Raw genomic sequence first — 26,771 nt, forward strand, 5'->3', positions numbered from 1 at the left:
GTAATCCCGGGTAACACTTTAACGGAAGGTAACGCGGCCGGGTGTTGCAACCTTCCTGGCTGCAACACCCGCCCACCTTGAGCTTGCATGGTTTAGCTGAACTTGCCGCTGATGTAGTCGCTGGTCAGCTGCTCGCGCGGGTTCTGGAAAATCTGCGCGGTCGGGCCCATCTCGACCAGGTAGCCGGTGCGGGTGCCCTGGGAAATATCCACCGAGAAGAACGCGGTGGTGTCGGCCACACGAATCGCCTGCTGCATGTTATGGGTCACCAGGGCGATGGTGTAGTCCTTTTTCAGCTCGACCATCAGCTCCTCCACGCGGCGGGTGGCAATCGGGTCGAGTGCCGAGCAGGGCTCGTCCAGCAACAGCACTTCCGGCTCGGTGGCGATGGCACGGGCGATACACAGGCGCTGCTGCTGGCCACCGGACAGTGACAGCCCGCTGACCTTGAGCTTGTCCTTCACTTCGTCCCACAATGCGGCGCCTTGCAAGGCGTGCTTCACGCGATCGCCCAAGTCGCCTTTGTAGCGGTTCAGGCGCAGGCCGAAGGCCACATTGTCGAAGATGCTCATCGAGAACGGGTTGGGCTGCTGGAACACCATGCCGATATAGCGGCGCACTACAACAGGGTCGACGCCCTTGCCGTAGACATCCTGCCCAAGAAAGTGCACATGGCCTTCGAAACGGAAGCCCTTCACCAGGTCATTCATACGGTTCAAGCTACGCAGCACGGTACTCTTGCCGCAGCCCGAAGGGCCGATGAAACCGGTGATCTCGTTTTTCCTGATCGGCACATGGCTGTCACGCACGGCCATGAAGTTACCGTAGAAAATCTTGTCGAGCTTGCAGTCCATGACGATGGGGGCTTCGCTGACCATGGGAGCGGCTCTTTGCGCAGTGGATACGTTCAAGTTGGATGCTCCCTTTCTCAATACTTGGGCTTGCCGAAGACTCGGCTCAAAATGTTGATGACCAGCACGATCATTACCAGCACCAGCGAGGCCGCCCAGGCGAGCTCCAGCTGGTTGTCGAACGGCATGCCGGAGAAGTTGTAGATCAGTACCGCAAGCGAGGCTGTGGGGTTCATCACCGCCAGGTCGCCGTCGTGGTAGATCCAGTAGTTGCTGAACAACGCGGTGAACAGCAGTGGCGCGGTTTCGCCAGCGGCGCGGGCCACGGCCAGCATGACGCCGGTGAGGATGGCCGGCAGGCCGGTAGGCAGCACGATCTTCCAGATGACCTGGGCACGGGTGCAGCCCATGCCGTAGGCAGCATCCTTCATGATCTTGGGCACCATCTTCATCGACTCTTCAGCGGTGAGCACCACGATCGGCAGCATCAATACCGCCAGCGCCACGCCGCCTGCCGGTGCCGAGTAGGTACCGGTGGTCATCACCACCAGGGCGTAGGCAAACACCCCGGCCAGGATCGAGGGCAGGCCAGTGAGCATCTTGGCGGCAAAGCGCGCGGCATTGGCCAGCTTGCTGTCCGGGCCGAGCTCGGCGAGGAACACCGCTGCCAGGATACCGACCGGCACAGCGATGGCGGCGGCAATGCCGACCATGACGAAGGTACCGGCCATGGCGTTACCGAAACCACCGCCCATCTCGAAGCCGGTCGGCGGCAGCTCGGTGAACACTTCCAGGTTAAGGCGTGCCCCGCCGCGAGTGATCAGCATGTACAGCACGGAAATCAGCGGCACGCTGGCCACCAGTGCCGCGAACCATGCCAGGGTGGTCAATACCAGGCTGCGCAGGGCGCGGCCTTCCAGCTTGCGCTGCAGGCTGGGCAGCGCGGCAACAGGGGTCGTCAGGTCAGTCATTGTTTGTTACCCCGCTGGGCGTAGAGCATGATCATCGAGCCGAGGACGTTCACCAGCAGGGTGATGAACATCAGTACCAGTGCCGCGTACATCAGCACTTCGACCTCGTTCGGGCCGGCTTCCGGGAAGTTCAGCGCCAGCAGCGCCGCCAGGGTGTTGGCCGGTGCGAACAAGGACAGGGAAATGGTGTTGGCGTTGCCGACCAGCATGGCCAGCGCCATGGTTTCGCCGAGTGCACGGCCCAGGCCGAGCACCAACGAGCCGAAGATGCCGGTAGCCGCCGAGGGCACCATCACCTTGAGGATGGCTTCCCAGTGGGTGGTCCCCATGCCGTAGGCAGCCTGCTTGGTTTTCATCGGTACGCTGGTCAGCGCATCCTGGGAAACCGCCGCGATGGTCGGCAGGATCATGATCGCCAGTACCAACGCCGCAGGCAGCAGGCCTGGGCCACTCAGGGAAGTGCCGAAAAACGGGATCCAGCCCAGCTCGCTGTTCAGCCAGGCGGTCAGCGGGCGAATCGCCGGAATGACCACATAGATGCCCCACAGGCCGTACACCACGCTGGGGATGGCGGCAAGCAGCTCGACGATGGTGCGAAACACCGCGGCAAGCTTGGCCGGAAGGAAATCCTGGGTCAGGAAAATGGCCATGCTGACGCCGAAGAAACCGGCGATCAACAGGGCGATCAAGGCGCTGTACAGCGTCCCCCAGATCGCTGGCAGAATACCGTACTTGCCTTGGTTAACGTCCCAGACGCTGCCGAACAACACGTCAAAACCGTGCTTTTCAATGCCGGGCAGTGCCTTGCGGCCGACTTCGTAGACCAGCGCGAAGACCAGCGCCAGTACCAACACCACGCCAATGCGCGCAAGCGCACGGAAGGTGCGATCGACCAGAAAGTCTTTCGTAGACGGTGGCTGGCACGCGGAGTCGGGGTTATCCGGTATGGCAAAAGGAGTGTTCATTGGCGAGTTCCGGGACAAGGGACAAACACCCCCGGCATGGCTTCATGCCGATACCGGGAGCGCCTGGGTATTACTGGATGTTGGCGGACGCTTTACGCACCTGGTCGACTACCGACGGCGGCAGCGGGATGTACCCCATCGAGTCGGCGATGGTCTGGCCTTTGGTCAGGCTGTACTCGACCATTTCACGCATGGCCTTGGCTTTTTCCGGGTTGCCGTTGTCCTTGCGGAAAATCATCCAGGTATAGGAAGTGATCGGGTAGGACTTGGCACCGTCCGGGTCAGGCAGCCAGGCCACCAGGTTTTCCGGCATGTTCACCGCCGCCAGTGCTTCAGCACCGCTCTCGGCATTCGGCACGACGTATTGGCCAGCCTTGTTCTGCAACATGGCGAAGTCGACCTTGGCCAGCTTGGCGAAGCCGTACTCGATGTAGCCGATGGCGCCTGGGGTCTGGCGGACAGTGGCGGTTACGCCGTCGTTCTTCGGCGACTTGATGAACTTGTCGGTGGCCGGCCAGTTGACGGTGTTGCCTTCGCCCAGCCCTTGCTTGAAGTCAGCGTTGATGGCCGACAGGTGCTTGGTGAAGACGGCAGTGGTGCCGCTGGAGTCGGCACGCACGACCACGGTGATCGGGGTGGCAGGCAGCTTCAGGTCAGGGTTGGCCGCCGCGATTTGCGGGTCGTTCCACTGGGTGATCTTGCCGAGGAAGATATTGGAGTAGACGTCGCGCGGCAGCTTCAGCCCTTTAGGGTTACCCGGCAGGTTGTAAGCCAGGACGATTTCACCGGCGGTCATTGGCAGCAACTGCACGCCTTCGCCAACCTTGGCAATGTCTGCTTCGCTCATGGCCGAGTCGCTGGCGGCGAAGTCGACGGTCTTGTTCAGGAAGTCCTGAACGCCCGCGCCGCTGCCCTTGGACTGGTAATCGACGGTGACGCCAGCCGTGTTCTTGCTGAAGTCCTTGAACCAGGTCAGGTAGATCGGTGCAGGGAAGCTGGCGCCCGAACCGGTCAACCGAACGTTTTCTGCAGCAAAGGCTGCCGAGGTGGCGCAAAGGGAAACGGCAACGGCGAGTGCAGCAGACTTCATCAGGCGTTTCATCAAAATGTGCTCCATGTGATGGCCGGCACACTTTGCATCAGCTGTGTTACAACTTTGTGACTATTGAATGGCAGGCCGCGCGGTAGAGCTTATTGACTGTGCCATCAGGCGCCGAGCTGGAACCCTGAAACGGCTCCGGCCTCAACGCTAACGCTTGAATGTGCCGATTGGATGACGGCCGTACGAGGCCAAAGCACCGCTCGCCCATTAGCCGGCACTTTTTAGACGCGCAGGGTTTCAACCGTTCAGGCAAACCGGCAAGCGCGAAGACCCTGTAACGCAGCACCAGGAACAAGAACCTGGCCACTGCAGGCGATCAACCGATGCCGGCAAGACCTGCATCACCGGCATCCGCACAGCGGTTGCGGCATGCACATTCGAACTCGGCTTGGGCACGGGTGGAAAAGTTCAGGCTCAGACGCATCTTGTCTTGGGTGTCGTAGAGGTCGTAACCCTCCCCCAGTGCGGCGGGAAAGCCAAGCCGCCGAGGATAAGCCTCTTTCTTGAGTGGCACTGCGGGAACCACAACGAAGCGTGTCTGCATGATCATCCCCTTCGGCAGTGCTTAAGTATTAGTACTGCTACGTGAAAGCATCAAGATGACTCATGCAATATTTTGGTTCAGCCGCCTATTCTCGCGGTGATGAGTGAGCAGAATCCCAGCAGGCAAATGACCCCGATGCCATAGAACAACGTTCTCCAGGGCTGCAAACCCCGCAGGTAGGCCAGCGTGTGCAGGACCCTGGCAACCGTGAACACCACACTCAGCCACAGTACCGGTAGCGTGGCGGCTTCCAGCGCAACAGCCAGCCCGCCGAGGGCAAAGAACAGGGGAATGTTCTCCAGGTCGTTGGCCCAAACCTTGGCAGCACGTATCACCTGCGGGCGTTCTGCAGCCTGGGCGACGCGCCCGAACACGGCAGCGTCCTCCGGGTTGGTGAACGCGACGAAGCGCAAGCGGTGATAGCCCTGATAGCAGGAAACCAGGAACATCTTGAGGAACAGCACCACCACACACAGCGCATAGGCCTGCAAGGCACTGCTCATGGCTGGCGCCCCTCGGCAACGCCTCTGATCACCAGGTACAGCAACGGCCCCAGCGAAACGAACACGACGGTCAGCAGCAGGTAAGGCAGCACCGCGATCCCGGCGCTGCCGCGCATGCGGTTGTCTCTCACCATCCAGCAACCGGCCAGCCCGGCCATCAGGTACAGGTCGATGACCACCTGGGCCGTGTCCAGCTGCGCCAGCAGTGCCAGCCCGAATGCCAGCAGCGATTGCTCGGCAATCAGCATGGTCCAGCCGGTATACAGCGAAAACAGCACCAGTATTGCCAGCGCGCAGATACGCAAGCCCATATAGCTCTCCTTGATAGGGTTTGCCGGCACAGTAGTGATAGGGTTGCTTGCACTCAATGACCCGTGAGGTCATGGACATTGCACTCAAGGACGATCAGGGCAACGCATGAATCAGCATCTGTTCCATCGCAGCACCCCTGCCCCGCACATCTCAGCGGGCCAGCATCTTCGCGAACTGCGCCGTCAGGCCAACCTCAGCCAGCTGGAGCTGGCGCTGCTGACGGGGCTGTCGCAGCGTCATCTGAGCTGTGTGGAAACAGGACGCGCCAAGGCCAGCCCAGGCACGTTGCATGCCCTCCTCTCGGCCCTGGATGCGCCGCTGGAGCGGTGCAACGAAGTGTTCGTTGCTGCAGGATACGCGCCCCGCTACGCCGCCACGCCACTCGATGCGCCTGAACTGGCCTTGGTGAATACTGCCATCGAGCATATTCTGCAGGTGAACAACCCCGCTCCGGCGATCGTCATCGACAGCCACTGGGACGTCATCGCCGCCAACGCCAGTACCGGGCTGCTGCTGGCGATGGCCGGTGTCAGCGCACAGCCGGCAACCGGCCTCAACCTGCTACAGACACTGCTGTGCCCGGGTGGTCTGGGTGATCACCTGGTCAACGCGCCGGAAATCCGCGCTGCAGCCTGGCAACGTGCATCCAGGGAGGCCGCAGGCAATCCGGCACTGGCAGCGCGCTTGCGCGACTTGCCGGCCCCGGCAAGCCCGTGCCAGATGACGACAGCCACCCCTCTGCTGCTGACCCGCGTGAACACCCCGTATGGTGAGCTGCGGTTCCTGTCCACGTTCACCACCTTTGGCATGCCGCAGGATGTCACCGTGCAGTCACTGCGCATCGAACACCTGATCCCCGCCGACCCACAGACCCGGCAAAGAATGCTGGCAGCGTTCGAGCAATGGTCGGCCGTTACAGCGTGAACGTCAGGGTCTGGCCAAGGAACCTGGCGCTGACCTGGTGGCCTGTTTCATGCAGGTCGAACGGCTGGCACATGGCCCCGGTGGTCACGATATCCCCGGCCTTCAGGGTCTGGCCACGCTCGGCAGCGTGCGCGTACAGGTGAGCCAGCGACACCAGCGGGTCGGTGGCCGCATCGCCAGACAAGCCACCGGCGCGCCGTTGACCATCCACATGCACCTCGGTGGTTTCGGCCAGGTCGGCGAGCAACGGCACATTGATACCGGCGCCCAGGCTATTGCCGACCACCAATGCTTCAAACCCCACGTTGTCAGCCACAAAACTTGGCCAGCCGACAGCCTTGCGGTCGACAAAGCGCGAACGCACCACTTCAAAGGTGACGCACGTGGCGCGAATATCCTCACTCACCGGTACGCGCCCGGCTTGCGGAGGAATATCCCGGTCCAGCACGAAGGCAATTTCGCATTCGATGGTCACCGGCGTAACCGCTGGCAGCTGGATATGTGCGCCATCGGCATGGCAACGCCCCGCTTCCAGTTGGCCAATCAAGGGCCGCGACAACTTGCCGGCACGCATGCCAGCCGGGCTGCCGACGCCCAGCTTCCACCCGGCGCGCTGGCCTGCGGCAGCGGCAAACAACTGGTCCTGGCTGTCATAGCCTTGTTTCAACGTCTCGGGCTTGAGGCTGGCGGGCAGTTCCGTCAGCAGGTCACCGCTGCGCCAGTGTTGCAGTAGCAAGGCTGCAGTGCGTTGGTGTACGAAGAGCGAACGGTTCATCAAGACCTCGTTGAGATAGGCGATGGCAGGCAACAGATGCTATGGCCTGAAATTGATAATGATAAATATATTGTCATGATGCCAATCATCACAAATTGTTATTGAATTGCCTGATGAAATCCGCCTGCAGGTGCATGCTCAGCAATCAGTGGAAACCGGCTGCTTCAACAACAACACATAAACCATCGCAGCAACCGCGGCCACGGCGGCACTGATCAGGAATGCCGAAGCGAAGGACCCGGTCTGCTGAATGCTGAACCCGGTCACGATGGGCGCCACAGAGCCTGCCAGGTAGCCGCCGAAGTTCTGGATCGAGCCAAACGAGGCCACGCGCTGGCTATCGACCACGGTGTTGGCGATCATCCATGCGGTAGAGCTGGCCATGTTCACGCTGAACAGCGCGCAACACAGCAGCGCCACGCTGAGCAGAAAGCCGCTACCGAACGACAGGGGAACGGTGAATGCGGCCGCCGCGAACAACGCAGTCACGACAACCCGCTTGCGGCTACCCAGCACACTGGCACCGTGCTTCACCAGGCGGTCGCAGATGCGGCCCGCAACAATGGTGCCCAACGCGCCGAACACATAGGCCAGTGAAACCACCCAGGCGGTCTGGTACAGGCTCAAGCCATGCTCGCGCTCGAAGTAGCCTGGCAGCCAGGTCAGGTGCAGCCACAGCATGTAGATCACCCCCATGAAGCCCAATACTGCGCCCCAGGTGCTCTTGTGGCGGAACAGTTCGGCCCACGCGGCCAGTTGTGCCTGCACACTGGGCCTGGCGCTTGGCACCGCCTGTTTATGCGCCTGGGCCGCCAGCAGTTGCTCACGCGCCTCGGCAGGCAGTTCAGCCAGGTACCGCGCCTTGCTTTTGTAGAAGGCGAACCAGCAGGCGGCAACCAGAATGCCGAACACTCCGGTGACGATGAACATGCCGCGCCAGCCCCAGGTGACCATCAGCAGCGTCAGCAACGGCGGCGCCAGACACGGCCCGATGCAGGTCGATGACAGCACGATGCCGGTCGGCGTCCCCCGCTTCTCGGCCTCGAACCACTCCGCCAGCGCCTTGGCCGCCGACGGGAACATCGGCGCCTCGCCAATTCCCAGCACCACCCTGAGCCCGATGAATGCAGAAAAACTGTTGATCAGGCCTGAAGCCGTCTGTGCCACCGACCAGCCCAGCAGGGCCGCCCCCAGCGAAATCTTGCTGCCCAGGCGGTCGATGATCATGCCCAAGGGCAGTTGCGAAAAGGCATACGCCAGGGAAAACGCCGACAGCAGAATGCCCATCTGTGACGGCGTGATGCCCATGTCGCGCTGGATGGACGTATTGGCAATCGACAACGCACTGCGGTCGACGTAGTTGATGATGCCGATCACCAGCAACAGGCTGACGGTGATGACCTGGTACTTTCTGAACGGGTTCGAGCTGGCGACCGCTTCAGGTTCGCGGGCAAGCCCGGGTTGCGCATATTTGGTATTCATGGGCGTTCACTTTTGTTGTTATTGGTTGAACAGCAGGTAACGGCTTACATGGACGCTTCAAGCAGCCACTGGTAGTCCTCGGCAGATGCCTCACGTGGGTTGGTGCGGTGGCTGTGATCGGCCAACGCGCCCTGGACGATGCGTGGGAACAGGTCCGGGTTGACATCCAGTTCGCCAAGGCCGGTCGGCAGGCCCAGCGTACGGGTCATGTGGCGAATGGCATCTTCGATCTGGCTGTCATCGGCCAGCCCCATCGCCTGGGCGATGCGTTGCATCTTGTGTTCACTCACCACCGTTTCGGCCGTGCGGTTGAAGCGGATGACGGCAGGCAGGAAGATCGCATTGAGGGTGCCGTGGTGCAGGCGCGGGTTGATCCCGCCCAGCGCGTGGCTAAGGCTGTGCACGCAGCCCAGGCCTTTCTGGAAGGCCAGCGCACCTTGCAGCGATGCGCTCATCATGTTGATGCGCCCGTCCAGGTTGCCCGGCTCGCGGGTGGCTCGTTCGATGAAGCGCCAGGCCCGCCACAGGCCGTCCAGGGCAATGCCGTCGGCAGGCGGGTTGAACGCAGGTGCCATGAAGGTTTCCAGGCAGTGGGCAATCGCGTCCATGCCGGTGGCAGCCGTGAGTTGTGCCGGCAGCCCGAGGGTCAATGCCGGGTCACAGATGGCGGCCTTGGGCACCACATGGGGCGAGATCACCCCCACCTTGCGCCCGTCCTCAAGTATCAGGATGGCTCCGCGCCCGACCTCGCTCCCCGTGCCGGCCGTGGTCGGCACGGCAATCACCGGCGCGGTTGCCGGGGTGATCCGGGCCAGGCCGCCCTCGATCACCGCAAAGCCCTTCAACGGGCCGTCGTGCCGGGCACACACGGCCACCCCCTTGGCCAGGTCGATCGCCGAGCCACCGCCAATGGCGATGATGCCATCACAGCCATATGCCTTGAACATGGCCACGGCCTCACGCACGGCATGCTCGTTGGGGTTGGGTGGCGTACCGTCGTAGATCGGCAGTTGTGCGGTGGTGCTGCCGAAGGTGTTCAACGCCGTATCGACGATACCGGCGGCACGCACGCCACGGTCGGTCACGATCAAAGGCCTGGTTATACCAATGCGCTCACATTCGGCGGGCAGGCAGGCAATGGCACCGATATCGAATTGGATCTGGGTGATGTAGTTGATCAGGGACATAAGGCTTGGCAGGCTCCTGGCTTTATTGTTCTGGGCGTTTCAGCCGCACTGGATGCGACACTGTGCAGCGCCAGTATAGGAATGCGCGGCTGGCCATGGTATTGAGAACAATCCATATCGGTATAACCAGGACGAATACCAGATGACCCCATCGCTCAATTCGATCATGTCCCGCCTGCACGCCCGCCACCTGCGCTTGTTGATCGAGTTGGACGAGCACCGCTCGCTGCTCGGTGCAGCAAGCAGCGTCGGGCTTACCCAGCCTGGTGCCAGCAAGGCCTTGCAGGAAATCGAAACCACCTTCGGCACTGTGCTGTTCAACCGCACCAACCGAGGCCTGGAGCCCACGGCCGCCGGACACTGCGCCATCCGCTACGCACGCCTGTTGCAGACCGATATCGCCAACCTGCGGCACGATCTGGATGCGATCCTGCGTGGGGTCGGCGGCCGGCTGGCTGTGGGGGCGATCATGGGCGCGGTGCCGTTGCTGATGAAGGCGGTGTCACAGCTGGCCAGCATCCAGCCGCAGATGTCGTTCGAAATCATCGAAGACACTAGCCAGTCGCTGCTGACGCAGATCGAGAGCGGCCGCCTGGACATCGCCCTGTGCCGCACCAGTGTCAGCAATACGCCGCAGCTGTTCGCCAGCACCTTTGTCCAGGATGAGACACTGGCGGTCATCGCCAACATCGACCACCCGCTCAAGCATGCGCCAAGCCTGAGCCTTGCCGACCTGGCCGAGAGCCGCTGGATCGTCTACCGGGCCAACATGCCCATGCGCGTGCAACTGGAGCGCGAATTTCACGATGCCGGGCTGCGCTTCCCGCTGCACCTGGTTGAAACCACTTCGATCCTGGCGACCTTGTCGCTGTTGCAAAACCGTCCTGACTTCGTTGCGCTGGTGTCGATCGACGTGGCCCAGCAATGTGCAATGAATCAACAGGTCAGCATACTGCCCTTGAGCATGGCCTCGGTCAGCGACCCCTACGAGTTGGTAACCCGTAAAGGCAGCCAGGCAACACCGGCCATGGACACGCTCACCGAACTGCTGCTGTTGCAGGGCCGACAGCGCTGCGACAGTTAATGCGGTTTCATGGCAGGCCACTGGGAAATCCGGGCTGAAAGGCTGAGGGTCAAGACGGTAATGAGGCAGCCCTGAGTAATCAGCCTTGCAGCTACACCGGCAGTTCGGTGGTGAGCTTGATTTTTTCCATCGGGACTTCGGTCTTCACGTTCTGGACCACGCTCAGGCTGGTCAGGTGCGCCACCTGGAAGCGTCGATAGGCCTCCAGGTCTGCTGCCACCACCCGTAGCATCAAATCACAATCGCCCGCCATCACATGGCACTCCACCACTTCGGGCAACTGGCGCACAGCCTCGACAAATTCGTCCGTGGTTTCCTGGTCCTGACGCTTGAGCCATACCCTCACGAACAGGGTCAGGCCTAGCGAGACCTTGGCCGGGTCCAGCAGCGCCACATAACGCTCGATCACCCCAGCCTCCTCCAACAGGCGTACCCGGCGCAGGCACGGCGAGGCAGACAAGCCTACCTGTTTGGCCAGCTCCTGGTTCTGCAACCTGCCGTCGCGCTGCAGCGCCCGGAGGATACGTCGGTCAATGGCATCTAGCTTGATTGGCATTGATAAACCTTTTTTTCGATATTATCGGTAGCAACTGCCAAATGCTCTGCGCATCAGCGCAACTACGCAAGCCAATTTCAGTCGTTCATTGGAATAATTTTCCTCCATTGGAGGTGACCATGAATGCCCTTGAACCTGTACTGAACGATCCACCCGCCACCACGCCGCACAGCGAACTGCGCCGTGGCGCCGTTGCCGCCCTGCCGGTATTGCTTGGGTTCATCCCCTTTGCCCTGGTACTCGGTGCGCAAGCGTCCCAGCACCAATTGACAGCAGGCGCAGTGGCACTGATGACTGGCCTCAACTTCGGTGGCGGCTCGGAGTTGGCCGCAATCGAGCTGTGGACCTCGCCGCCGGCAATCCTTGTGATTGTTGCCATGACCCTGCTGATCAACAGCCGCCACCTGCTGATGGGCGCGACGCTGGCGCCTTGCTTGAGCCACCTGCCGTTGCCCAAGGCATTAGGAGCGCTGTTCTTCATGTGTGACGAAAGTTGGGCCATGGGCCTGGCCGATGCACGCCAGCGTGGTGGCTTCAGCCTGTGCTATTTCATGGGCGTGTCGCTATCCCTTTGGATCACCTGGGTCACCTTCACCAGCCTTGGCACGCAGATCGGGCCATTGCTCGGGGACCTGCGCAGCTATGGCTTCGACATGGCCTTCGCCGCGGTCTTTCTGGTACTGCTCAAAGGCCTGTGGAAAGGTGTACACGCTGCCCTGCCATGGTTATTCAGCCTGTTCACCGCAGCGCTGTTCTACCTGCTGATCCCCGGTGGCTGGTACGTGCTCGCGGGCACTGTAGCCGGCCTGGTGACCGCCTATTTGTGGGCCAAGCCATGATTGACGTTGCTACGCTGGTCACCATCGTGGGCATGGCCGTGGTCACCTACCTGACCCGTGCACTGGGTTTTTTACTGCTGCGCAACCGCACCCTGGGCCCGCAACTGACCCAGGTGCTGAACGCCGCGCCCGGCTGCGTGCTGATTGCCGTGATCGCGCCCAAGTTCGTTTCCGGGCACCCGGCCGACCTGATTGCTCTGGGGCTTACCGTGTACGCCGCTGCGCGGTTTTCCCTGTTGCCGGTGGTGGTATTTGCCATTGTCGTGACGGGGTTGCTGCGCGTGCTGTTGCCGGCATGACCTGCCGCTACACCTACACGCCATTGACCCAGATCAAGCCCTCGCGCCGGGTTCGCGCGACGATGGCTGCACGCAAGGAATGACTCAAGTACCGACAGGTGCACAGTGCGCAAGGTTTACCGCTTGATCGCAGTGCGCGCCTTGACCAAGGAGCCCCACATGAACCCGCTGAAACACATACTGGTTGCCACCGACCTTTCCCCACATGCCCGCAACGCCGCTGAGCGCGCGGCCTACCTGAGCGATGCGCAACAGGCCTCGCTGGACCTGCTCTACGTTGCCAACCCGGCACCCTTCGAGCACCTCAAACAGTTGGTGACGCCTGATGACGATCTGTTGAAACGCGTACTGGATAGCGCAGGCGAGAAAACCCACGCACTGGCAGCGCTGCTGTTCCAGCGTTACGGTATCTCCGCTGGCGTGCAGGTCGCCAGCGGCTCGGTGATCACGGAGATCAACCGGGTGGTGCAGGACAAGCACAGCGACCTGCTGGTGTGTGGGGCCAGGGGCCAGAACGTAGCGCGGCGCCTGCTGTTGGGTTCGACCGTGCAGAAACTGCTCAACCGCATGCCCTGCCCTTTGCTGGTGGTCAAGCCGGCCCCTCGTGATGCCTACCGCACCGTGCTGGTGCCAGTCGACTTTTCGTCCGTTTCACTGCGCACCCTCGAATTGGCCAAGGCCATTGCCCCGCAAGCAGAGATCATTCTGCTGCATGTGTACGAAGCCCCGTTCGAAGCCAGCGTGCGCTTCGCCCATCTCGACCACGACACCCTCACCCACTACCGCAATGTCATCCGCAAGGATGCACAAGTACAGCTCGCGGCGCTGAGTGAGGCTGCCGGCCTGGCCGATGCACGGCAGATCCTCGTGCACGGCGACCCTGGCTGGCGCATTGCAGAGCAGGAACAGGAGCTGGAGTGCGACCTGATCGTGGTCGGCAAGCAGGGGGCAAGCGCGCTGGAGGAACTGCTGGTGGGCAGCGTCACCAAGCATGTACTGAACGAATCGCAGTGTGATGTGCTGGTCTCGCCATAGCATACCGTGCCTGCCGAGCACGCTGCTAAGCGCCCTCGGCAGGCGCCGCTGTGCAAGCGTCAGCCCTGCCCTTGCACGTTCTGCGCTTGCCTGCGGTAGCTGGAAAGCGAAAAACCGGTCTGACGTTTGAAATAGCGGCACAGGTAAGACGCGTCGGCAAAATTGAGCGCATCGGCAATTTGCCCGACAGCGTGATTACTGTAGGAAAGCAGTGCCTTGATTTCCAGGGTCACCTGCCGATCGATCAAACCTTTCGGGCTGGCATTGAAATACACCTTTGTCAGTTGCGACAGATAGAACGGGGTGATGTTAAGCGCGTCGGCATAGAACTTAACCTCGCGCTGCCGGGTGCTGTGTTTGCCTACCAGCTCCCAGAATCGCCAACTCAGCGCTTCCTTGCGGCTGAACGCCCTGCCTGCTGTCGGTAACACGGGAAGCTGCTCGGCAATCTTCAGGAAAAGGTTCTGTAGCTGGTTGCGCAGCATGATGTGCTGATAAGTGGCACAGCACCGCACAATATCGCGCATCTGCCCCATCCACCCTTCCAGCAGCGGCCTCTCGCTTTCGGCAAGTACACAGTGCGGATGGTCGTGCAGAAAGACGAACAATGAATTGGGCAGTGGGTAGGCGACCTCGGCAGCAAGTGCTTGTGGTATCAGGCAGAAAAACACCTTGAAGCATCGTGAGCGACATTTGAGCAAGGCTATGGTGTCTTCGGCCAGCACCAGCACATCTGCGCGCCTGACAGCATGTTCTTTGAAGTTCAGCGTGAAACGGGCAGCCCCGGACAGGCACACAAGCAGTGTCAGATAGGCATGACCGAATGACAGTGGCGCCCCCTGCCCATCGGCAAGCGTGCTTTCACCTGTCTGGATCGGATCACCAGCCGCGTAAAGTTTCGGAATGTGATGCATCGCACTCGGTACCACCGCCAGATAGAGCCAACAGCCTAACATCAAGCACCCGTGCAGTTTCGAAAAGTACCGATAATGCCAAGGTAGTGACGTTTACCGCGTGGCCAGTCGGCCATACGCTGGCCCACGGACCAGACACGAGTACAGGACATGAAATTGGAAACCGAACGTTTGCTGCTTCGCCCTTGGCTGGAGAGCGACGCTGCTGATTTGTACGAATATGCCAAGGACGAGCGCGTCGGCCCCGTTGCGGGCTGGCCTGTGCACACCAGTGTGGAGCACAGCCGCGAGGTCATTCGCGAAGTGTTCAACCACCCCGAAGTGTACGCCCTTGAACTCAAGCAGAATCAACGTGCCGTAGGCTGTGTCGGCCTGCTGACTGGCAGTAACAGCAACTTCGAGATCAGTGAACAAGAAGGTGAAATTTCCTACTGGATCGGGGTTCCCTACTGGGGCAAAGGCCTGGTTCCGGAGGCTGTGCGGGAAGTCATGCGCCACGCCTTCGAAACCCTGAAACTGCAGGCACTGTGGTGTGGCTACTACACTGACAACAGCCAGTCACAGGCTGCCCAGGCGAAGTGTGGCTTCCGTCATCATCACACCGAAGAAAACAAGCACAACCGCTTTCTCGACGACTATCGTACTGAGCACATCAGCCGCATCACCTACCAGCAGTGGGTGGAGGGTGAGCAACAGCAAAAGTAGCCGACGGCGACGCCCGTACGGTGCGTTCGATCACTCGCTGGGCACCCCGGTATACGACGCAGGAAAGAGAAGCTGACGCTGCAGGCTGCAAATTGCCATGGCCTGCACCGGTGCGGTACCGGTAGGGCGTAGTCGCTGACAGCGCGCTCTCCACAAGACGTTTCATCGATTGCACTGATGATTACTATCGAGCGGCCTGCCTGTCGGCCAGGCAAGGCCGCCTCTACAATCCCCTGCAAATCCCCCCGCTCCTGCGCCTGCTACAGGCGAGATCCCTCATGGAACCTAACCCATGCCAAGCAACAGCCAGGCCCCTCGCGGCCTTCCCGAACATAGCCAACAAAGCGTGACCCAGCAATGGCTGGCAATCCTCTCGGTAGCCGTGGGTGCTTTCGCCCTGGTCACCAGTGAGTTCCTCCCGGTGGGGGTGCTGAACGATGTGGCCAGCGACCTGGGCATCAGTGCAGGCCTTGCCGGCCTGATGGTGACCCTGCCAGGGATCATGGCTGCGTTAGCCGCCCCGTTGATTTCCGTAGGCGTCGGCGCGCTGGACCGGCGCTACCTGCTGATCGGCCTGACGCTGATCATGATCATCGCCAACGCCATCGTCGCCTACGCCGGCGACTTCAACCTGCTGTTGGTCGGCCGTGTGCTACTGGGTATCAGTATCGGCGGCTTCTGGGCGACAGCCATCGCCCTCAGCGGCCGCCTGGCACCTGACGGGATGGGCGTAGCCAAAGCCAACTCCATCATCATGGCGGGCGTAACCCTGGCGACGGTAGTGGGCGTGCCTGTCGGCACCTGGCTGAGTGGCCTGATGGGCTGGCGCATGACGTTCCTGGTCACTGCACTGGTAGGCGTACCGGTGCTGCTGGCACAGGTCTTCCTGCTGCCGCGGCTGATGCCGGAAAAGGCCATTCGCATCCGCGACCTGCCGGCGTTGTTCATCAACCCGCAAGCACGGGTCGGTTTGATCGCCGTGTTGCTGATCGGCCTGGCGCACTTTGCGGCGTACACCTACGTCGCACCGTTCTTCAAACAGAATGCCGGCTTTGACGGGCCTACGATCGGTTCATTGTTGCTGCTGTATGGCGTGGCCGGCTTCATGGGCAACATCTTCGCCGGCTTTGCGGCCAACCGCAGCGTGCGGCATACCCTGATGCTGGTCGCGCTCATGATCGCAGTCAGCACCGCCCTGTTCCCGCACTTCGCCACCGGCATGACGGGCGCCGCCATGCTGATCGCGCTGTGGGGCTTTGCCTTCGGTGCGTTCCCGGCCTGTGCCAATATCTGGATGTTTGTCGTGGCGCCCAAGGATGTCGAACGTGGCATGCCGCTGTTCGTGGCCCTGTTCCAGGTGATCATTGCCGTGGGCTCGTTCTTCGGCGGGCAAGTCGTAGACCATATGGGCACTGCGGTACTGCTGAGCCTGGCCACGGCGCTGGTGGGCTGTGGCTTTGTCACCGTGCTGGTGCTGGGGCGCAACGTCAGTAACGATCTGGCGGCGCAGCCAGGTTAAGCAGCCGCCCAGGGCGGCTGCGCAAAGCTTGAGGCCGTGAAACCGAGGCGCCTGCTTCGCGGGCAAGCCCGCAGGTACCGTACGGCCCCAGGCGTTTGCATTAGCTGCAATCGCCCCGCTCGGGCTGGCGTGGTTGCCTGGCGCACATCACCTGAACCTCGGCGCCACGGGCCCTGGCCAGCAGCTCCTCGGTGTCATCGCCACCGGGCAAGGCAAGCAACAGGTCAGGGCGGCTGTCATTGAGCATGAACAGGTTGCGCAAGCGTTCGGCCTGCTTGCCGTGCAGCTGCCAGTTTGGCGGGTAACGCACCAGATCGGCGCCATGCTCGCGCGCCCAGCTTTCGATTTCCCCTCCAATGAACTGGCTGCCACCGTGGATCAACACCCGGATCGGCCGCTGGCGCTGGACGTCGTCCAAGGCCTGGCGGCAGCGTCGGGTGTCGGCGTAGTTGCGTCCTGCACAAATCAGTACCCGCATGGTCTGCTCTCCTTGCATCGCTCAGAACCACTGGCCGAAACGGCGGATATAGAGGGTCTTCATGGCCTGGGCGACCACGCAGTAGCCCAGCAGGGTGGCGGCCAGCCAAGGGAAGTACTCCCACGGCAGCGGCACCAGGCCAACCATCGCGCCCACCGGGGAGAACGGGATGTAGATACCCAATGCCATGACCAGCCCCGTTGCCAATACCACCGGCAATGCAGCGGTGCTCTGGAAGAACGGTACCTTGCGAGTGCGCAGCATGTGCACTACCAGCGTCTGTGACAGCAAGCCCTCGATGAACCAGCCAGACTGGAACAGCGCCTGCATTTCGACGCTGTTGGCGGCGAACACGTACCACATCAGGGCGAACGTGGTGATGTCGAAGATCGACGACGTAGGACCTATCCACAACATGAAGCGGCCGATGTTGCGGGCATCCCATTTGCGTGGCTTGCTGAGGAACGCCTTGTCCATGCGGTCCCAGGGCAGCGACAGCTGGGAAAAGTCATACATCAGGTTCTGCAGCAACAAGTGGATCGCCAGCATGGGCAGGAACGGAATGAACGCACTGGCCACCAGGACCGAGAACACGTTGCCGAAATTGGAACTGGCAGTCATGCACAGGTACTTCATGATGTTGCCGAAGGTTTCGCGGCCTTTGAGCACGCCCTCCTCGAGCACCATCAGGCTCTTTTCCAGCAAAATGATGTCGGCCGATTCCTTGGCGATGTCGGTGCCGCTGTCCACCGAGATACCGACGTCAGCATCGCGCAGGGCGGCGGCATCGTTGATGCCGTCGCCAAGGAAGCCCACGGTGTGACCATTGGCCTGCAGGGCCTTGAGCACCCGTGATTTCTGCAGCGGGGTGAGCTTGGCGAAGACGGTTCGCTCCTCCACCAGAAGCTTCAGGGTGGTGTCGTCCATGCCTTCGATGTCCTGGCCGAGCAACGGCTGGCCTGGCGCCAGGCCCACTTCACGGCAGACCTTGGACGTGACCACCGGGTTGTCGCCGGTCAGTACCTTTACCTGCACGCCCATGTCGCGCAAGGCGGCGATGGCCGGGCCGGCCGTTTCCTTGGGCGGGTCGAGGAAGGTCAGCAAGCCCTGGATGACCAGATCGCGCTCATCTTCGGTGTGATACTGCGCCTTGCCTTCGGCCGCCGGGATCTGCCGGGTGGCAACCACCAGCACGCGGAAGCCGTCCTGGTTGAAGGCATCGACACTGGCCATCAGCTGCTGGCGGCGGCACGGATCGAGGGCAACGATCTTGTCGCCTTCCTGCACATGGGTGGCGATGGCGAGCATTTCCTCGACCGCCCCTTTGCTTACCAGCAGGTGATCGCCCAAGGCATTCTTCACCACCACTGACAGGCGGCGGCGGATGAAGTCGAACGGCAGTTCGTCGACCTTTGCGTAGGCGTAAGGCGCCTGGAACTGGTGGTCCTGGCCGGCGAAATGCAGCACGGCCTGGTCCATCAGGTTGCGGATGCCGCTTTGGTGATGGCTGTTGAGCCAGGCCAGCTCAAGGATGTGCTTGTCGGTTTGGCCGTCGAAGCGCACAGAGTGCTCGAGGATGATCCGATCCTGGGTGAGCGTACCGGTCTTGTCGGTGCACAGCACGTCCATGGAGCCCAGGTTCTGGATGGCGTTCAGGCGTTTGACCACCACCTTGCGCCGGGCCATGGCCACGGCGCCCTTGGCCAGGTTGGCGCTGACGATCATCGGCAGCATTTCCGGGGTCAGGCCCACTGCCACGGCAAGCGCGAAGAGGAAGGCATCACCCCAGTCGCCTTTCACCAAACCGTTGATCATGAACACCACCGGCACCATCACCAGCATGAAGCGGATCAGCAGGCTGCTGACGCTGTTCACGCCGCGGTCAAAAGCGGTCTGGCTGCGCGAACCGGCAATGGCCTTGGCCAGCGAGCCAAAATAGGTGCGTCGGCCGGTGGCGACCACCACGGCGCGGGCGCGGCCACTGACCACATTGGTACCCATGAAGCAGATGTTCGGCAACTCGAGCAGGTTGTCCTGATGTGCGCCATGCTCGGCCGCCGACTTCTGCGCGACATTACCCAAGGTGTCGTACTTTTCGACCGGCAACGCTTCGCCGGTGAGCACGGCCTGGCTGATAAACAGGTCGCGCGCTTCGAGCAGGCGGATATCGGCGGGAATCATGTCACCTGCAGAAAGCTGCACGATGTCGCCGGCCACCAGTTCGTCCATGGGCACTTCGCGCAGGCGCGGGGCTTGCCCGATCTGCTCGCGGCGCAACACCGTGGCAGTACTGCGCACCATTGCCTTGAGCGCGTCGGCAGCCTTGTTCGAGCGGTACTCCTGCCAGAAGCGCAGCAGGCTGCTGAGGCTGACCATGGTCATGATGATGATGACCTTGGTCAGGTCGGCATCGTCTGCTTCGCCTGCGCTGACCGGCAGCCAGTAGTCGGTGACGAAGCTGATCCCGGCCAGGGTCAGCAGTACATAGATGAACGGGTTGTTCAGGGCCTTGAGCAGTTGCACCAGGGCGTGGGGTTGCGGGTCGTGGGCAACCTGGTTGGCCCCATCGCACGCCAGGCGCTTGGCGGCTTCGTGCTCGGTCAGGCCCTGTTCGCTGGCATCGAGGTTGGCGAGGGTGACCGCCAGGCCATTGCGCGCTTCACGGGCGGCGCGGGTGGACAGGCGGGTTTCGCGTTCGGCCTTGGCCGATGAGGTGTTACGGTGTTTGACAGTCATGTTGCTGTGCTCCTGCCGCTGCGGCGGCACGACACACAGACGTTTCACTCAGGCGGTGAACGAAGGCATGTCGGGTCGCTGAATAATGCTGGTTCTTTCCGACAGTTGTCTGTCCGCTGCCGAGAGTCGGAAGTTGTGTCGGCAGCGAACTTTCTACTCGCGCAATCCATGGTTTGGTTCCTTTTCATAAACACAGGGCAATAGTTATCCCGCGAACTTTTAAGGTGAAAAGTTCGAGCATAAAGATACCGCTCAATATCTTTTATTCAGTGAGAAGTGCGGGGGCTCAAGCGTGCATGAAGACGCGCCAGCACCCCGCAACTACTTGGGGGGTGCTGGTGGTGGTCAAGGTAGCCGTGCAGACGCCGCGGCCAGGCGCGGGCCTGCCGCGGCGCAAGGCACGCAGGCTGGCGATGTGAAACGAATGAAGTGAGGTTCATGAGCTTGCCTCCAACCGGCCAACACCGGCGGCGGCAAGTCACGGCGGAGCATCAGGCTCTGGCGCGGCTTGCCCGACCAGGGTGTCGGGACCGGTGTTCCGGTTCAAGTGCCTGACCCGGCCATTCGGCAGAGGTCAGGCAGCGACGAGATACTGTGTCCATTGAATTCTTCAGTGAAGGGAAAAAAGGCCCCGCGCTCGGGGCGGTCGAACTTTATTCAAGCGTAGTATCGAAGTCAACCCGCAAGGGGAACTTTAAATAAGTTTAACCTTATCTTAATGTTCCACGCAGGCGCAGCGCCTCAAACCTTGAACCGTCCCACCAACGCCGTCATCTCCCCCACCAGCCCCGACAACGCCTTGCTCGCCTCGCTGGTCTGCTGCGCACCTGCCGCGGAATGGTTGGACAGTTCGCGGATGTTCAGCAAGTTGCGGTCTACTTCTCGCGCTACCTGAGCCTGCTCTTCGGCCGCACTGGCAATGACCAGATTGCGCTCGTTTATTTCGCCGATCGCACTGTAGATGCCCTCCAGCACTTGCCCCGAGGCCAGGGTCACGTCCAGTGTCGACTGGGCGCGGTTGGTGCTGGCCTGCATGGAAGCCACCGCAGCTTCGGTCCCCGCCTGCACGCTGCCGATCATCTGCTCGATTTCCTGGGTCGATTGTTGCGTGCGGTAGGCCAGTGTGCGCACCTCATCCGCCACCACCGCAAAGCCGCGCCCGGCCTCACCGGCACGGGCCGCCTCGATGGCAGCATTGAGCGCCAGCAGGTTGGTCTGCTCGGACACCGAGCGGATCACTTCCAGCACCTTGCCGATGTCCCGCACCTGCCCCACCAACTGCTGCAGGTGCGCACTGCTGGTCTGGATCTCGCGGGTCATCGCTTCGGTGCCGTCGATGTTTTCGCTGACTTGCCGGCGGCTTTGCGCGGCCAGCTGGTTGGATTCACTGGTGGTTTGCGAGGTGGTGATCGCGTTGCGCGCAACCTCCTCCACTGCCGTGGTCATTTCGGTCACGGCAGTCGCGGCCTGCTCCAGCTCCTGCCCCTGCTGACGCAGGTTGTTGGCGCTTTCCTCGGTGACCGCGTTCAACGCCGAGGCGGCGGCGTCCAACTGCCGGGCACAGTTGTTGATCTGCCCAAGGGTGTCGCGCTGGCTCTGCTGCATGCGCTGCAGCTCATGGAACAGTTGGCCGATTTCGTTGTTGCCCTGCCCTTGCACCGGCACGCTCAGGTCGCCACTGGCAATGCGCCGGAAATGCCCACCGGCTTCACGCAGGGGGTGCAACACACGCTGGGCAATGAACGCCCAGCACAGCACCGCCAGCACCACGGTCATGCCCAGCAGGCACAGGCTCAGCAATTGCGCCCGGGCCAGACGCCGGTCGGACTCGAGCATGATTTGCTGGCCACGTTCGCTCAGTGTGGTCACCAGCTGCTGGCGCAGGGTTTGCAACCGCCCCATGGCATTACCGGCATCGCTGTTGACCTTGAAATACTGCTCCAGGGAACGCTGGCGGGTCGCTTCGCGCTGCCCCGCCACCGCCTTGGCGTATTCGGCAAAGGTAGCCTGCAGCTCGGTTGCCAGCACGCGAAGGGCGGGTTCACGGGCGTTTTCGACAAATTCGTCGACCAGCGTCTGGCTCTTGTTGTTCAGCTCCACCGACAGCGCCATGCGCTTGCCTGCACTCTCGTCATGGCCACCCAACTGCTCGATAAAGCCCGAAGACACGTTGGCGCTGGAGCGAATCGCCATCAGCAACGCATTGTTCAACCGGTCCGACTGGTGCGCAGTCTGGTCCAGTTCAGTGATCTGCTGGTCGCTACCCACGGCAGCCCACCAGGCACTGGCCGTCGAAAACAGCAGGGTCAGGCTGAACAGCGACAACACCCAGAACATTCCGGTGCGAATTTTCAGGTTGGCAAGCATGCGGGCAGTACTCCTTGTTGGCACCACTTCTGATCGAAGATTCGAGGGTGGGTGTGCTGCTATCGGAGGTGCTGGCGCAGGCTTGAGGCGCCGAGATACGGTTATGTGCGGTAACCGAACGGAATGCGTTGAGACCCAAAGGCCGCGCGCCCCTTGGGGGCGTAACCCTCTTGCACAAATCCTGAGGCCAGCGCGATCACTGTGGGAGCGGGCTTGCCCGCGAACACGGGCGAAGCCCGTGCCATCCCCTGTCGCGGCAGATGGCCGTGCCTACAGCCACCGCGCCTTGCCAATCGCTTTCGCGGCGTCTGCCAGGCGTTGGGTAGCCTGCCGGATCTCATCGGCATCCAGCGAAGCAAACCCCAGGCGCAAGGCATTCTCGGCATGGCCAAACGGTGAAAACTGTCGCCCACTGCGCACCACCAGGTCCCGTTCCAGCGCTTTGTCGACCAACTGATCCACGTTGATCTCATCGGCAAACCTCACCCACAGCGCCAGGCCACCTTCTGGCGCCTGCACGCTGATCTGTTCGTCGAACGCATCGCGCAAACACCCCAACAAAGTCTCGCGCCGGCGCCGGTACTCGCGGTTGACCCGGCGCAGGTGCTTCTTCAGTTCGCCATCATTGATCAGGTCCGCCAACATCTGCTGCATGACTGCATCGCCCTGCCCCAGGGTCAACATCGCCCTGCGTTCCAGCACGGTTGTCACTTCCACCGGTGCCACGATATAGCTGCAACGGAACGTGCTGCCCAAAGGCTTGGACAGTGAGCCAATGTAAATCACGTGCCGCTGCTGGCGGTCGCTGGCCAACGGCAGATAAGGCCGCCCGGCAAAGTGGTATTCGTAGTCGTAATCTTCTTCGACCACGCAAAAGGCATGCTGGCGCGCCAGCTCCAGCAACTGTTGCCTGCGCCCGGCTGGCAGGCTGACCGTGGTCGGGAACTGGTGATGGGGTGTTATGTACATCATCCGCACCTTGTGCTGCCGGCACAGGGCCTCGAGCTGATCGACTCGGCAGCCCTCATGGTCCAGCTCCACGGTCACCAGGCGGGCACCCAGCTGACGGAAGATCTCCCAGGCAGGGGGGTAACTCAGGCGCTCGACCAGCACAACGTCACCCGGCTTGAGCAACACACTGGCCACCAGGGACAGCGACATCTGCACCCCCTGGGTCAGGCAGATATGCTCGGCGCCAACGTTCAGGCTGCGATTGTGCCGCAACATGTCGGCCAGGGCGCTGCGCAGATTGCGGCTGCTGCACTCGCTGCCGTGGCGCACACTATTGCTGCTGAAGCTGCTGCGCAAGGCATTGCGGTAATAGCGGTGCAGTACAGCCTGCGGTAGCAGGCGGTGGTCACAGGCGCCGTTGTCGAAGAACAAGGCCCCTGGCCGGCCTTGTTGGGCTACAGCCTGTTCGTTCGCCTTGAAGTAGGCAACGGCAGGTTCCTCTGGCAGCGCCAGGGCAAAAGGCCGCACGGCACCGCAAACGGCCGCTGTGCCAGGCGCCAGCTGCTGGCTGACAAAGGTGCCCCGGCGTTGCACGCTTTGCAGCCAGCCTTTGGTTTCGGCTTCCTCATAAGCAAGGATCACGGTCTTGCGATTGACGTTCAGCAGTTGCGCCATCTCCCGCGTGCCCGGCAACGGCGTGCCAGGGCGCAGGCGACCCTCGCTGATTGCGGCCACCAACCCTTCGACGATCTGCCGGTACGAAGCTTGTGCCCCATCGAGTTTGAGCAGTGGCTGCCATTTACGAAGCTGGACCATATGAAATATCCAAAACTGGAGGTTCTGCTGGTCCTGGACTATAGCAACAATCGAACCTCCATTTGCCCCGAGGTGCTCATGCAAAGCCGCCACGTCATTGAAATTTCGCCCACGGGCAAAACCTTCGAAGCCAGCCAGGAGCTGCTGCTCGACGCCATGCTCGCCAGCGGCCTGCCGGTACCCTTCTCCTGCCGCCGCGGCGCCTGCGGCTCGTGCAAGGTCAAGGTGGTGTCGGGGCAGCATCAGGACAAGCAGCGGGATGCGGACACGCCGCCGCCTTCCTACCCCTTGGCCGCCGACGAGATGTTGCTGTGCCAGAGCCACGCCTGCAGCGACATGCGCCTGGAAATACCCGGCTGGTCACTGGACGCACCCGCACTGGAAACCCAGGCACAGGTGGTTGGCAAGCGCGCGCTGAGCGCAGATATCGTCGAGCTGGTGTTGCAACCTGCTCAGCCGCTGGAGGTGCGGGCGGGCCAGTACATGCGGTTTCAGTTGGACAACGGCGACAGCCGCTGTTTCTCCATTGCCAACCTGCCTGCCCAGGAACAAGGGCAACTGGTGTTTCACATCCGCAAGGTCAGCGGCGGCCTGTTCACTGAAGGTTTGCTGCCCACCCTGCAAGCAGGTGCAACGGTAAAGCTCGAGGGCCCGCTGGGCGCCTGTACCTGGCAGCACGATGATCAACGCCCGCTGATCCTTTTCGCCACTGGCACAGGTTACGCCGGCATCAAGCCGCTGTTGCTGACAGCCTTGGCCGGCGATGCCGACGTCACGCTGTATTGGGGCGGCTCTTCGCCGGCGGATTTTTATGATCGCGAATTTCTCGACGTGTCCAGCCGTGTGCACCCGCACTTTCGCTGGCAACCGGTGCTCTCGGCCCAGGCACGTATACAGCAGGTGGCGCTCAGCCAGACACATCGCTGGCACGAAGCCCAAGTCTATGCCTGTGGCAATGCCACGATGATCACCCAGGCCCGCGAACAATGCCTTGCAGCAGGGGTAAAGCCCCATCGCTTTGTCGCCGAGGCCTTTGTCGCCAGCGGCGCACTGACAACGCAGGCTTCCTCAGCCAACCCGCTGCACCCTGAGCTGGAAAAGGTCGGCCCGCGTTATTCGCTGGACGGCATGCTCGCTGCCCGCGAGCAGTCGGTGCGGGCCGTGGCCGCCATTGCCAGCCAACTGCAAGTCGGCATGACCACCGCCCAGGCACTGGAGATGGCCGCGCATACCCTGCAGGCGATGGGCGCCTCACACACCTGGCACCCCACCTACATCCGTTTTGGTGACGATACCGTGCGTACGCCACGGCAAGGCATTGACCTTCAACGCGTGTTACGTACCACGGACATCGTCGTTGTCGACGTTGGGCCGGTATGGGATGGCTATGAAGGTGACTATGGCGATACCTTCGTGTTTGGCCAGCACGCCCTGCACCACGCCTGCGTGAAGGCACTGCATGAAGTGTTCGACGAGACCCGCCAGGCCTGGGGCCGCGGGTTGACCGGGCGTGAACTGTATGACTTCGCCGAGCGCAGTGCCCAGGCCAAAGGTTGGCAGCTGGAGCGCAACCTGGCCGGGCATCGCATCGCCGACTTCCCGCATGTGTTGTATAGCCAGGACAAGCTGGCCGAGGTGGAGATTGTCCCGAGCGAGGTGGTGTGGGTGCTGGAGATACAACTGTGCCACCCTACCGAACCTGTCGGGGCATTCTTCGAAGACATCCTGATTGGCGAACGCAAGCCGGGCGCTGCCAAGGCAGCTTGATGCCGCATCGGCCTCTGAACCCGTAACAGGTTAAAGTGGGCAACAGAAGGACACCCGACAAGGACGATTACCATGCAAGTACGCACGCTCACCCCTGACGACCTCCCCCAAGCCTGCGCCTTGTGCATGGATGCCTTCATGCAGGCAGTCGCGCCCACGCTGTCGGCGCAAGGTATCGAGACCTTTACCCAGGTGTCAGCACCCCAGGCGTTTGCCGAGCGCATGCAAGGTGGCAACCTTATGCTGGCCTGTTTTGTCGAAGGCGCTATCGCGGGGCTGATCGAGCTCAAGGAAGGCCGTCACATTGCGATGCTGTTCATTGCACCAGGCCTGCAACGCCAGGGCATAGGCAAGCGGTTGATGAACGCAGCACTGGAGCATGCCAGCGCTGAGGTGGTGACGGTAAAGGCATCACTGTCTTCTGTACCCGCCTACCAACGCTACGGATTCAGCCTGGCAGGCGACGTGGGTGAGTTTGCCGGGCTGGTATATCAGCCGATGGAAAAGCGCCTGCCGTAAGGGCAGCGTCACAGCGCAAGGCTGCTCCACAGCGGGCGCATGGCCGTCAGCCCATCTGCTGCCACAGGATCAACAGCCCGGGCACCCAGGCGGTGAAGATCGCGCACAGCAAGGTCATTGCCGCCACCAGACGCTGGATCTTCCTGGCCAGCGCCAGCAACAGGAAAAAGCTGAACCACAACACCGTCCACGCCGCCCAGTTCAGCACATCCCATACCTTCAACAGCCCTTCGGCGCCAGGGATGGAACTGACTGTCACCACCAGCGCCGTCACGCTGACGAACAGGCAGAACCAGCCTAGCCCGCGCCCATCAACCTGCAGCACCTGGTTGGCGGCCACCCACAGGTAGGTAAAGGCGAACAGGAGGGTCAAGGCACCGGCCTTGATGCCTTCGGCCGAGCCCACCACGAAGATCAGGTAGACCGCCACCAACAGGCTGAGCAAACCGACAAACAGGTTGATCACCGCCACTTCGCGGTCAGTGATACGCCCCATCAGCCAGATGCTGTTGATGAACAACACTGCACCCACATACAGCAGAACCAGTCCGTACAACATGGCAACCTCTT

26 protein-coding genes are annotated in these 26,771 nt (G+C 61.7%); 9 read left to right on the top strand and 17 right to left on the bottom strand.

Annotated features, from left to right (window positions below):
- Nucleotides 1-92: 92 nt before the first annotated feature.
- The 7 genes from pstB to V6093_RS06660 form a co-directional block, all read right to left on the bottom strand.
- Nucleotides 93-878 (bottom strand): phosphate ABC transporter ATP-binding protein PstB, encoded by a 786-nt coding sequence (gene pstB, locus V6093_RS06630; protein ID WP_003254117.1) that lies wholly within the window; start codon nucleotides 876-878, stop codon nucleotides 93-95.
- A gap of 50 nt (nucleotides 879-928) precedes the next feature.
- Nucleotides 929-1,822, bottom strand: coding sequence for a phosphate ABC transporter permease PstA (pstA, locus tag V6093_RS06635; RefSeq protein WP_003254119.1), 894 nt, complete (start codon nucleotides 1,820-1,822; stop codon nucleotides 929-931).
- Nucleotides 1,819-2,787 carry a phosphate ABC transporter permease subunit PstC gene (pstC, locus tag V6093_RS06640; RefSeq protein WP_003254121.1) on the bottom strand — a complete coding sequence of 323 codons (969 nt, stop codon included), beginning with the start codon at nucleotides 2,785-2,787 and terminating at the stop codon, nucleotides 1,819-1,821. The genes pstA and pstC overlap by 4 nt, the downstream gene beginning before the upstream one ends.
- A 70-nt stretch (nucleotides 2,788-2,857) precedes the next feature.
- Nucleotides 2,858-3,889: a phosphate ABC transporter substrate-binding protein PstS gene (pstS, locus tag V6093_RS06645; RefSeq protein ID WP_003254123.1), complete on the bottom strand. Its 1,032-nt coding sequence runs from the start codon at nucleotides 3,887-3,889 to the stop codon at nucleotides 2,858-2,860.
- A 316-nt stretch (nucleotides 3,890-4,205) separates the two neighbouring features.
- Nucleotides 4,206-4,439, bottom strand: coding sequence for a hypothetical protein (locus tag V6093_RS06650; protein WP_014753437.1), 234 nt, complete (start codon nucleotides 4,437-4,439; stop codon nucleotides 4,206-4,208).
- 71 nt (nucleotides 4,440-4,510) lie between these two features.
- The gene (locus V6093_RS06655; RefSeq protein ID WP_003254126.1) at nucleotides 4,511-4,936 is read right to left on the bottom strand and encodes an MAPEG family protein; all 426 of its coding nucleotides are present in this window, start codon (nucleotides 4,934-4,936) and stop codon (nucleotides 4,511-4,513) included.
- Nucleotides 4,933-5,247, bottom strand: coding sequence for a DUF2834 domain-containing protein (locus V6093_RS06660; protein WP_179053493.1), 315 nt, complete (start codon nucleotides 5,245-5,247; stop codon nucleotides 4,933-4,935). Before V6093_RS06660 ends, V6093_RS06655 begins: the two co-directional genes overlap by 4 nt.
- Before the next feature lie 106 nt (nucleotides 5,248-5,353).
- Here V6093_RS06660 and V6093_RS06665 point away from each other — a divergent pair, with 106 nt between their 5' ends.
- The gene (locus V6093_RS06665; protein WP_265977646.1) at nucleotides 5,354-6,172 is read left to right on the top strand and encodes a helix-turn-helix domain-containing protein; all 819 of its coding nucleotides are present in this window, start codon (nucleotides 5,354-5,356) and stop codon (nucleotides 6,170-6,172) included.
- Here V6093_RS06665 and V6093_RS06670 read toward each other — a convergent pair.
- From V6093_RS06670 to V6093_RS06680, 3 genes are all read right to left on the bottom strand, one after another.
- Nucleotides 6,162-6,947, bottom strand: coding sequence for a 2-keto-4-pentenoate hydratase (locus V6093_RS06670; RefSeq protein WP_265977648.1), 786 nt, complete (start codon nucleotides 6,945-6,947; stop codon nucleotides 6,162-6,164). The genes V6093_RS06665 and V6093_RS06670 overlap by 11 nt on opposite strands.
- A gap of 138 nt (nucleotides 6,948-7,085) precedes the next feature.
- A complete protein-coding gene (locus V6093_RS06675; protein ID WP_265977650.1) occupies nucleotides 7,086-8,429 on the bottom strand; it encodes an MFS transporter in 1,344 nt (447 codons plus the stop codon).
- A gap of 44 nt (nucleotides 8,430-8,473) precedes the next feature.
- Nucleotides 8,474-9,616 carry an iron-containing alcohol dehydrogenase gene (locus V6093_RS06680; protein WP_047603013.1) on the bottom strand — a complete coding sequence of 381 codons (1,143 nt, stop codon included), beginning with the start codon at nucleotides 9,614-9,616 and terminating at the stop codon, nucleotides 8,474-8,476.
- 142 nt (nucleotides 9,617-9,758) lie between these two features.
- Between V6093_RS06680 and V6093_RS06685 the strand changes: the two genes are divergently transcribed.
- A complete protein-coding gene (locus V6093_RS06685; RefSeq protein ID WP_012052065.1) occupies nucleotides 9,759-10,700 on the top strand; it encodes a LysR family transcriptional regulator in 942 nt (313 codons plus the stop codon).
- Between the two features lie 91 nt (nucleotides 10,701-10,791).
- Here V6093_RS06685 and V6093_RS06690 read toward each other — a convergent pair whose 3' ends face one another.
- Complete coding sequence (locus tag V6093_RS06690) at nucleotides 10,792-11,256, bottom strand: Lrp/AsnC family transcriptional regulator (RefSeq protein WP_014753443.1); 465 nt, start codon at nucleotides 11,254-11,256, stop codon at nucleotides 10,792-10,794.
- Nucleotides 11,257-11,375: 119 nt separating this feature from the next.
- On the opposite strand from V6093_RS06690, the gene V6093_RS06695 reads away from it, so the two are divergent.
- The 3 genes from V6093_RS06695 (at nucleotide 11,376) to V6093_RS06705 (ending at nucleotide 13,429) form a co-directional block, all read left to right on the top strand.
- A complete protein-coding gene (locus V6093_RS06695; RefSeq protein ID WP_003254136.1) occupies nucleotides 11,376-12,095 on the top strand; it encodes an AzlC family ABC transporter permease in 720 nt (239 codons plus the stop codon).
- On the top strand, nucleotides 12,092-12,394 hold the full coding sequence (locus V6093_RS06700) for an AzlD family protein (protein ID WP_029380584.1): 303 nt from the start codon (nucleotides 12,092-12,094) through the stop codon (nucleotides 12,392-12,394). Before V6093_RS06695 ends, V6093_RS06700 begins: the two co-directional genes overlap by 4 nt.
- Nucleotides 12,395-12,553: 159 nt before the next feature.
- Complete coding sequence (locus tag V6093_RS06705) at nucleotides 12,554-13,429, top strand: universal stress protein (RefSeq protein WP_047603112.1); 876 nt, start codon at nucleotides 12,554-12,556, stop codon at nucleotides 13,427-13,429.
- Nucleotides 13,430-13,488: 59 nt separating this feature from the next.
- Here V6093_RS06705 and V6093_RS06710 read toward each other — a convergent pair whose 3' ends face one another.
- Complete coding sequence (locus tag V6093_RS06710) at nucleotides 13,489-14,343, bottom strand: helix-turn-helix transcriptional regulator (RefSeq protein WP_014753447.1); 855 nt, start codon at nucleotides 14,341-14,343, stop codon at nucleotides 13,489-13,491.
- Between the two features lie 150 nt (nucleotides 14,344-14,493).
- On the opposite strand from V6093_RS06710, the gene V6093_RS06715 reads away from it, so the two are divergent.
- Nucleotides 14,494-15,048 (top strand): GNAT family N-acetyltransferase, encoded by a 555-nt coding sequence (locus tag V6093_RS06715; RefSeq protein WP_003254143.1) that lies wholly within the window; start codon nucleotides 14,494-14,496, stop codon nucleotides 15,046-15,048.
- A 292-nt stretch (nucleotides 15,049-15,340) separates the two neighbouring features.
- A complete protein-coding gene (locus V6093_RS06720; RefSeq protein ID WP_003254145.1) occupies nucleotides 15,341-16,567 on the top strand; it encodes an MFS transporter in 1,227 nt (408 codons plus the stop codon).
- A gap of 100 nt (nucleotides 16,568-16,667) precedes the next feature.
- Here the strand turns inward: V6093_RS06720 and V6093_RS06725 are convergent, their stop codons facing one another.
- The 4 genes from V6093_RS06725 to V6093_RS06740 form a co-directional block, all read right to left on the bottom strand.
- Nucleotides 16,668-17,045, bottom strand: a complete 378-nt coding sequence (locus V6093_RS06725) for a DUF2493 domain-containing protein (RefSeq protein WP_014859235.1) — start codon at nucleotides 17,043-17,045, stop codon at nucleotides 16,668-16,670.
- Between the two features lie 21 nt (nucleotides 17,046-17,066).
- A complete protein-coding gene (gene mgtA / locus V6093_RS06730) occupies nucleotides 17,067-19,781 on the bottom strand; it encodes a magnesium-translocating P-type ATPase (protein WP_265977657.1) in 2,715 nt (904 codons plus the stop codon).
- Between the two features lie 741 nt (nucleotides 19,782-20,522).
- A complete protein-coding gene (locus tag V6093_RS06735; RefSeq protein ID WP_012052060.1) occupies nucleotides 20,523-22,148 on the bottom strand; it encodes a methyl-accepting chemotaxis protein in 1,626 nt (541 codons plus the stop codon).
- A 270-nt stretch (nucleotides 22,149-22,418) separates the two neighbouring features.
- Complete coding sequence (locus tag V6093_RS06740) at nucleotides 22,419-23,915, bottom strand: PLP-dependent aminotransferase family protein (RefSeq protein ID WP_265977659.1); 1,497 nt, start codon at nucleotides 23,913-23,915, stop codon at nucleotides 22,419-22,421.
- Between V6093_RS06740 and V6093_RS06745 the strand changes: the two genes are divergently transcribed.
- Together V6093_RS06745 and V6093_RS06750 are read left to right on the top strand one after the other, a co-directional pair.
- Nucleotides 23,916-25,682, top strand: coding sequence for an NAD(P)H dependent flavin oxidoreductase family protein (locus V6093_RS06745; protein ID WP_265977661.1), 1,767 nt, complete (start codon nucleotides 23,916-23,918; stop codon nucleotides 25,680-25,682).
- 72 nt (nucleotides 25,683-25,754) lie between these two features.
- The gene (locus V6093_RS06750; RefSeq protein ID WP_017148285.1) at nucleotides 25,755-26,201 is read left to right on the top strand and encodes a GNAT family N-acetyltransferase; all 447 of its coding nucleotides are present in this window, start codon (nucleotides 25,755-25,757) and stop codon (nucleotides 26,199-26,201) included.
- 46 nt (nucleotides 26,202-26,247) lie between these two features.
- On the opposite strand, the gene V6093_RS06755 is transcribed toward V6093_RS06750, so the two are convergent.
- Complete coding sequence (locus tag V6093_RS06755) at nucleotides 26,248-26,760, bottom strand: AmiS/UreI family transporter (RefSeq protein WP_012052056.1); 513 nt, start codon at nucleotides 26,758-26,760, stop codon at nucleotides 26,248-26,250.
- Nucleotides 26,761-26,771 lie beyond the last annotated feature (11 nt).

Source organism: Pseudomonas putida group bacterium ESBL64, from assembly GCF_045277175.1.
Lineage (GTDB): Bacteria > Pseudomonadota > Gammaproteobacteria > Pseudomonadales > Pseudomonadaceae > Aquipseudomonas > Aquipseudomonas alloputida.